The organism is Terrisporobacter sp., from assembly GCF_017888745.1.
In the GTDB taxonomy this organism is placed as follows: Bacteria; Bacillota; Clostridia; order Peptostreptococcales; family Peptostreptococcaceae; genus Terrisporobacter.
The window spans coordinates 1-8543 of the sequence record NZ_JAGHFM010000347.1; the positions used below are offsets into that span (position 1 = coordinate 1).

7 protein-coding genes are annotated in these 8543 nt (G+C 27.0%); all 7 read left to right on the plus strand.

The window, feature by feature from the left end; translation table 11 throughout:
* Positions 1–231: 231 nt before the first annotated feature.
* The 7 genes from J7G74_RS15335 to J7G74_RS15365 all read left to right on the plus strand — a co-directional run bounded on the left by J7G74_RS15335 (position 232) and on the right by J7G74_RS15365 (position 8465).
* Positions 232–1143 (plus strand): trans-4-hydroxy-L-proline dehydratase activase, encoded by a 912-nt coding sequence (locus J7G74_RS15335; RefSeq protein WP_297136925.1) that lies wholly within the window; start codon positions 232–234, stop codon positions 1141–1143.
* A 4-nt stretch (positions 1144–1147) separates the two neighbouring features.
* A complete protein-coding gene (gene hypD / locus J7G74_RS15340) occupies positions 1148–3520 on the plus strand; it encodes a trans-4-hydroxy-L-proline dehydratase (protein WP_297136927.1) in 2373 nt (790 codons plus the stop codon).
* A gap of 90 nt (positions 3521–3610) precedes the next feature.
* A complete protein-coding gene (proC, locus tag J7G74_RS15345; protein WP_297136928.1) occupies positions 3611–4411 on the plus strand; it encodes a pyrroline-5-carboxylate reductase in 801 nt (266 codons plus the stop codon).
* 260 nt (positions 4412–4671) lie between these two features.
* Positions 4672–5526, plus strand: a complete 855-nt coding sequence (locus tag J7G74_RS15350; RefSeq protein ID WP_297136930.1) for a YitT family protein — start codon at positions 4672–4674, stop codon at positions 5524–5526.
* 178 nt (positions 5527–5704) lie between these two features.
* Positions 5705–6025: a hypothetical protein gene (locus J7G74_RS15355; protein ID WP_297136932.1), complete on the plus strand. Its 321-nt coding sequence runs from the start codon at positions 5705–5707 to the stop codon at positions 6023–6025.
* Between the two features lie 438 nt (positions 6026–6463).
* Positions 6464–6955: a hypothetical protein gene (locus tag J7G74_RS15360; RefSeq protein WP_297136933.1), complete on the plus strand. Its 492-nt coding sequence runs from the start codon at positions 6464–6466 to the stop codon at positions 6953–6955.
* Between the two features lie 106 nt (positions 6956–7061).
* Positions 7062–8465 (plus strand): MBOAT family O-acyltransferase, encoded by a 1404-nt coding sequence (locus J7G74_RS15365; RefSeq protein ID WP_297136935.1) that lies wholly within the window; start codon positions 7062–7064, stop codon positions 8463–8465.
* Positions 8466–8543: the final 78 nt, after the last annotated feature.

Consider the following 8543-nt stretch of genomic DNA (forward strand, 5'->3'; position numbering starts at 1 on the left):
GTATTATAGTTCATAAAGCTTAACCCCTCTACTAATATTTTTAGTATTTAATTGAATATTAAAGTATTTTCTAATTATTGTCAATTTAATACTATGAATGTGATTTCATATATCTGAAAAAATGAAAATAATCCAAAAAAACTTTAAAAAAATGAATGACAAAAGTGTAACAATATACTACTATGAAAGTAATAGATAAAATATTCATAATTGTGAAAATGGAGGGGTTTCATGAAAATACCAAATGTAGTTAGTATTCAAAAATACTCTATACATGACGGTGATGGAATTAGGACTACAGTATTTTTTAAAGGATGCTTGTTAAATTGTTGGTGGTGTCATAATCCAGAAAGTCAAAACTTTAAACCTGAACTTATGTATAACAAAGAGAAATGCGCAGGATGCTTCAATTGTGCTAAAGTTTGTGAACATAATCATGTTGATATTGAAAATAATATGGTCATAAATGATAGAGTAAATTGTAAACTTTGTGGTAAATGCTTAGATTATTGTGTAAATAATGCTAGAGAAATTGTTGGTAAACAGTGCTCAGTTATGGATATTATTAAAGAAGTTGAAAAAGATAGCATGTTCTATGAATCTTCTTATGGTGGGATAACGTTATCAGGTGGGGAAGTTATGGCTCAGGATATGGAGTTTATTGTAAGTTTATTAAAGAAGCTTAAAAGAAAAGGTTATAATATTGCAATTGATACTTGTGGTCAAGCATTTCAAAAAAATTATGAAAAAGTCCTACCTTATGTAGATACATTTTTATATGATATAAAATTAATGGATAATGAAAAACATAAAAAATATATGGGGAAAGGTAATGAACTTATATTAAAAAATTTAGAATATATAAGTAGTCAAGGTGCTAATATTTATATTAGAATCCCTGTAATTGGTGGAGTAAATGATAGTGATAAAGAAATAGAAGATATCATTAATTATTTAAAAGAGAATATATCTGTTAGTCAAATAAATTTACTTCCTTATCATGATATTGCAGCTAGCAAATATGAAAGACTTAATATGAAATATAAAGGTAAAGAGTTTACTGTTCCAAGTAAAGAAAGAATGGAAAAATTAAAAAATATGTTCATACAAAAAGGATTTAGTAATACAAAAATAGGGGGATAGAAAAATGGAAAGAGGAATGAATGAAAGAATTAAAAAGCTAAGAAAACAAAGCGTAGAAGCAACACCACATATTTATATGGAAAGAGCAGACTTAATGACAGATGCTTATATGAAATATGAAGGAACTGTATCTGTACCTGAGATGAGAGCATTAGCGTTCAAACATTTTATGGAAAATAAAAAACTTTGTATTAATGATGGTGAATTAATAGTAGGAGAAAAAGGGGACTCTCCACAATCATCTCCATCTTTTCCAGAATTATGTTGTCATACACTAGAAGATATGAAGGTTATGAATGATAGAGAATTAATTTTTTTCAAAGTTAATGAAGAAGATTTTAAATTACAAAAAGAAAAAATAATTCCTTTTTGGGAGAAGCGTTCTATAAGAAATAAAATATTAAACGCTATGACAGATGAGTGGAAAGCTTGTTATGAAAGTGGAATATTTACAGAATTTATGGAACAACGTGGACCAGGACATACAGTAGGTTCTAGAAAAATATATGAAAAGGGATTTTTAGATTATAAAAAAGATATCCAAGATGCAAAATCAAAAATAGATTATCTAAATGATAGAGAAGCAATAGATAAAATAGCCCAATTAAATGCTATGGAAATATGCTGTGATGCAATAATGATACTTGGTGAAAGATATGCTAAATATGCAAGAGAATTAGCTGAATTAGAAAAAGATTCAGTTAGAAAGGAAGAGTTATTACAAATAGCTGCTAACTGTGATGTTGTTCCAGCTCATAAACCTCAAACTTATTGGCAAGCAATTCAAATGTATTGGTTTGTTCATTTAGGTGTTACTACTGAATTAAATCCATGGGATGCCTATAGCCCAGGTAGATTAGATCAACATTTATATCCATTCTATGAAAAGGATACGGAAAGTGGGGATTTAGATGATGAAAAAGCATTAGAATTACTAGAATGTTTATGGGTTAAATTTAACAATCAACCAGCTCCACCAAAGGTTGGTATAACATTAAAAGAAAGTGGTACTTATACAGATTTTGCTAATATAAATACAGGTGGTATAGCTGAAGATGGAAGAGATGGAGTAAATGATGTAAGTTACTTAATTCTTGACTGTATGGATGAGATGAAATTATTACAACCAAGTTCAAATGTTCAAATTAGTAGAAAAACTCCAAGGAAATTCCTAAAACGTGCTTGCGAAATATCAAGAAAAGGATGGGGACAGCCAGCATTCTATAATACAGAAGCTATAGTTCAAGAATTACTTAATGCAGGTAAAACTATAGAAGATGCAAGAATGGGAGGCACTAGTGGATGTGTTGAAACTGGAGCATTTGGTAACGAAGCTTATATATTAACAGGATACTTTAATCTTCCTAAAATATTAGAATTAACTTTATATAATGGTTATGACAACGTAAGTAAAAAACAACTAGGTCTACAACTTGGGTATGCTAAAGATTTCAAATCATATGAAGAATTATTAGCAGCTTATAAAACGCAAATAGAATACTTTGTTGACATAAAAATAAAAGGAAGTAATGTTATAGAAGAAATATATGCAAGATATATGCCAGCACCATTCTTATCAATTATTACAAATGATTGTATATCAACTGGAAAAGACTATAACGCAGGAGGAGCTAGATATAATACATCTTATATACAAGGTGTTGGTATAGGAACAATAACAGACTCTCTAGCTTCGATTAAATATAATGTTTATGATAATAATAAATTTACAATGGAAGAATTGACTAAGGCGTTAGAAAATAATTTTGAAGGTCATGAAATAATTAAAAATCTTATATCTAACAAAACACCTAAGTATGGAAATGATGATGATTATTCAGATGAGATAATGAAAGATTTATTTAATTTCTATCAAAAAACTATAACAGGAAGACCGAATATGAGAGGCGGTCATTATAGAATAAATATGCTTCCTACAACTTGTCATGTATACTTTGGAGAAGTAATGATGGCAAGTCCAGATGGACGTTTAGCTCATAAGCCAGTGTCAGAAGGTATATCACCATCTAAAGGTGGAGATACAAATGGACCAACAGCTGTTATAAAATCAGCTTCAAAAATGGATCACTTAAAAACAGGAGGAACTTTATTAAATCAAAAATTCACTCCAGGTGTTGTTGTGGGAGAAAATGGTTTGGATCAAATGGCTAACTTAGTAAGAGCTTATTTTGATATGGATGGTCATCATATACAATTTAATGTAATTGACAAACAAACATTAATTGATGCTCAAAACAATCCAGAGGAATATAAAGATTTAATAGTGAGGGTTGCAGGATATAGTGATCATTTTAGAAATTTAAGCAAAGCACTACAAGATGAAATAATTGAACGTACTGAGCAATCTTTTAACTAAAAACTAGCTTATTTTTAAAAGTTATTAGCTTAATAATTTTATATTAAGCTAATAACTTTGATTAATTATACAAAAAAGGAGATATCAAACATGAGTAAAAAACTTGGTTTTATAGGGGCAGGCAACATGGCAAAAGCTATGATGGGAGGAATAATAAGAAATGAAATCATTCCTTGTAATGAGATCATAGCGTCAGATGCATATGCTCCAAGTTTAGAAGCTGTAAAAGAAAGCTTAAATATTGAAACTACAAAAAGTAATATCAAAGTAGTTGAAGAAGCGGAAGTTGTAGTATTGTCTGTTAAGCCTCAATATTATGCAACTGTCATAAATGAAATAAAAGATTCAGTTAAAAAAAATCAAATAATAGTAACAATAGCACCTGGTCAAACATTAGAAAGATTAAGTTCTTTATTTGAAAAGTCAGTTAAAATAATAAGGACTATGCCTAATACTCCAGCATTAGTTTGTGAAGGAATAACAGGAGTTTGTCATAATGAATTAGTGAGTAGAGAAGAATTGGATTATGTTTGTAAAATACTTGGAGGTTTTGGACAAGTGGAAGTAGTTCCAGAAAACTTAATGGATGTGGTTGTATCTGTTAGTGGAAGTTCACCAGCTTATGTATATATGTTTATAGAAGCTTTAGCAGATGGTGCTGTAGCAGACGGTATGCCAAGGGACAAGGCTTATAAATTTGCTGCACAAGCTGTTATGGGAAGTGCAAAAATGGTATTGGATACTAAGAAACATCCAGGAGAATTAAAAGATATGGTTTGTTCTCCAGGAGGAACAACAATAGAAGCTGTTCGTGTATTAGAGGAAAAAGGATTTAGAAGTGCAATAATTGAGTGTATGAAGGCATGTGTAAGAAAGGCGAGAGGACTATAAAATATATATTCAAAAGGGTGAATGCAAAGCACTATGATTTATGGAGGTTACTGCTGATCTTATAAAGAGAATTAAAAATAATCACATTAAAAATAGAAAACTATATATTTGAAATATCTCACTAAAGTGAGATATTTTTTCTTGTAAGATAAAAATATAATTTTACATATTTCTTACCTATTATAATAAAAACTTAGTTAAAATAGTAGTTGGGAGTGAATAAATTATATAAGAAAATAATTAGTAAAGGGGGAAATGGTATGTCTAATTTTCTAGATAGTAAAGTAGGAAAACAAATATTAATTATTATAGGAATTATATTTTCCGCCATAGGTATTAATGGATTTTTAGCACCAGCTGATTTGCTAAGTACAGGTTTAGCAGGTATTGTAGTTATATTTAATAAACTATTTGGTATTAACCAAGGTATTGCAATTATAATTATGAATATTCCAATATTTTTAATATGTAAAAAGTATGTAGACAAAGAATTCTTTTACAGTAGTATTATAAACATGTTTATATTTTCATTTTCATTAGGTGTTACAGAAAATTTATATAAATATATAACTATTAATGACACTATGGTACAAAGTATATTTGGAGGAGTACTTATAGGTGCTGGAACAGGTTTAATATTTAAGGCTAATTCTTCTGTAGGAGGACTAGATATAGTCATGGCTACACTTAAATTAAAATATGATATCTCTATAAAAAATGCATCTTTATTTATTAACTTTTTTATAATATGTGCAGGCGGAATTTTATTTGGGAGTCTAAAGGCCATGTATACATTAATATCTATGTACTTAACATCCGTATCTATCGATATAGCCAAAGACTGTTTTAATCAGCAAAAACTAATTTTATTAATATCAGAAAAATATAATGAAATAGCATCTAACATAATGATGGCAACAGGAAAGGGTGTTACATTTTTAGATGCAGAAGGAGCTTATTCACATAATAAGAAAAAAATGATTTACTGTGTCGTATCATCTAACCAAATTGCAAAGATAAAAGAAATTATTTATAAAGAAGATAAGCACGCATTTATTTCTATTAATAATATTGATGAAGTTAAGGGTGGAGGATTTAAAGGTAAGAAATTATAATTAATCAATAGTTTTAGAAACAGTAATAATATGATATTATTACTGTTTTTTTATATATAAAGAATTTATTATTAAAATCTTAACAAAATCTTTATATATATTATTATATCTTAATAAGAACTTAATTTTAGAATTGATATAATAATAATATAAAATTTAAAGTTAGGAGTTTAAAAATATGCTTTCAATGTGTGTTAAGGAAAATAATATAAATGATTATATTAAAGAGGCTATTTATTATCTAAAAGAAAATAATTATGAAAAAGCTTATAATAGTATAAAATATGCTATGATAGAGGACTTATCATCAGGTGAGATTCATAACTTATTAGGAATTTACTATGAGAAAATAGGCGAATTTAATATGGCTAAAAAACATTATAGAGTATCTAGTGACTTAAATCCTAAGCTTAATGCACCAATGAAAAATTTAGAAAGATTAGGTAGTTTTAGATATATATTTAATGACAAATATATAGACTATGGAGATGGTATATAATAGTAAAATTATTTGTTGTATAAAATATCTATAAATCATTTTTCTTGAGGATGAGATATGAAAAAACGTAATGCAATAGAAGATATATTTTCATAAAATTATATAGATAAAGAAATGAATTACATAAGAAAAAGTACTTTAAAATTAGATCTATTGAAGATTTTTATTATGTGTGCCCACTATGGGCAATAATTTGCCGGTGAAAGTCTGTTGTGGGCTTGATAGTGGGAATCGGAGCTAAGGGTAAGGGTCTCCAGTGTGAGATTGAATATTAATGAACCGTTGTGTACCGAGCAGAAGGTACAATGGTATGATAAGATGCTAAATAAAATAATTATTTAGATCCTACTACATATAAATTGTATCTTTTTGTAACTTGTTATATTAGCACATGCCATGATAAATTATATTAAAGACTAAAAATAAGGAGATAAAAGAATGAAAAAAATAACTATTTTATTTATGGCTATGTTAATGTTACTATCTATGGTAGGATGTGGAGTAAAAAGTTCAAAAGTAGATTCGATTTTATCTGAAGATCTTAATTATATACTAGAAAAAATATATGAAAGTGCAGATTTTGATAAAGAACAAAAAGATGCAATAATGAATTACGAAACAACTAAACTTGATGAAAGTAATGCTGGATATATATTAGGAACTGAAGAGGTAAAATTCAAAGAAGGAATTTTATCAGCTCCATTGATGAATGTTATTCCATATCAATTAGTGTTACTTAGATTGGAAGACGGTGCAGATATTGAAGCTACAAAAGAAATTTTATCAAAAAATGCAAATCCAAGAAAATGGGTATGTGTTGAGGCCGAAGAAGTTGTAGTTGAAAATATTGATAATGTAGTATTATTTATGATGGCTAATGAAGAAGAGGCTACTCCAATAAAAAATGCATTTATGAATTTAAGTAAATAAAAATATTTTATGTATAAATGATTTTTATAAGATGAAAAATAAATAAGTATATATATTAAAGCAGTCTGGAATATGTTTTTCAGACTGTTTTTTAGGAGGATAAATATTGATATTTTCAAGTATAAGTTTTTTATATTATTTTTTACCTGCAACAATTATTTTATATTTTTTAATAAAAGATAAATATAAAAATTTCGTTTTATTGTTATGTAGTTTATTGTTTTATTTTGTAGGAGAACCAGTATATTGTTTATTAATGATTCTTTCTGCTTTTAGTGGATATATACATGGTTTACTTATTGAGAAATACAAAGGTAGTAAATACTCAAAATATTTTCTCATATCATCTATAGTAATTAGTGTAGGACTTTTAGGATTATTTAAATATTCTAATTTTTTTATTGATAATTTAAATAATGTTTTTAATTTAAATATTAAATTTTTAAAATTAGTACTTCCTATAGGTATAAGTTTTTATACGTTTCAGATTGTAAGTTACACTATTGATATATATAAGGGACAAGCAAATTTATGTAAGAAATTTACTGACTTTGCAACATATGTATGTCTATTTCCACAACTAATAGCAGGGCCTATAGTTCGCTATACAAGTATACAAAATGAACTTAATAACAGAGATCATTCATTTGAAAAATTTTCTTATGGAACTACTAGGTTTATAGTAGGCTTATCTAAAAAAGTATTAATAGCAAACAATTTAGGTATTTTAGTAGAAATATTTAATAGTACAAATGAAAAAAGTATATTATTTTATTGGATAAGTGCTATTGCTTTTTCTTTACAAATTTACTTTGATTTTTTGGGATATAGCTATATGGCAATTGGACTTGGCAAGATTTTTGGATTTAACTTTCCTGAAAATTTTAATTATCCATACATATCAAAAAGTATAAGTGAGTTTTGGAGGAGATGGCATATATCTTTAGGTAGTTTTTTTAGAGATTATGTATACATACCACTTGGTGGAAATCGTGTTAAGAAAAGTAGATGGATACTAAATATTTTTATAGTATGGTTTTTAACTGGATTTTGGCATGGAGCCAGCTGGAACTTTATATTATGGGGATTGTATTTTGCAATTTTTCTTATAGCAGAGAAGTTATTTTTGAATAGAGTATTAGAGAAATTACCATGTTTTATATGTAGTATATACCTTATTTTTTTCATAATAATTAGTTTTGTTATTTTTAATAGTGATAATGTGAAAGATATTTTTATTTATTTATCAAATATGTTTGGTAGAGGAGATATACCTATAAGTAATGATATTTCAGTTTATTACTTAAAAAGTTATTTTTTATTATTGGTAATATCATCAATAGGTTCAACCCCATTATTAAAAATAATAGTTGATAAAATTAAGAAAAATGAGATTGGTGTGAAAATAATATCTTATTTAGAGGTTATTTTTAATATAGCTTTATTATTATTAATTACTGCTTATTTAATAGACGGTTCATTTAATCCGTTTTTATACTTTAGATTTTAGGAGGGATTAAAATGAATAAGAAAACTAAAAATATAATTATATCTATAAGTTTTATAAGCATATTAATTGGATTTAGTA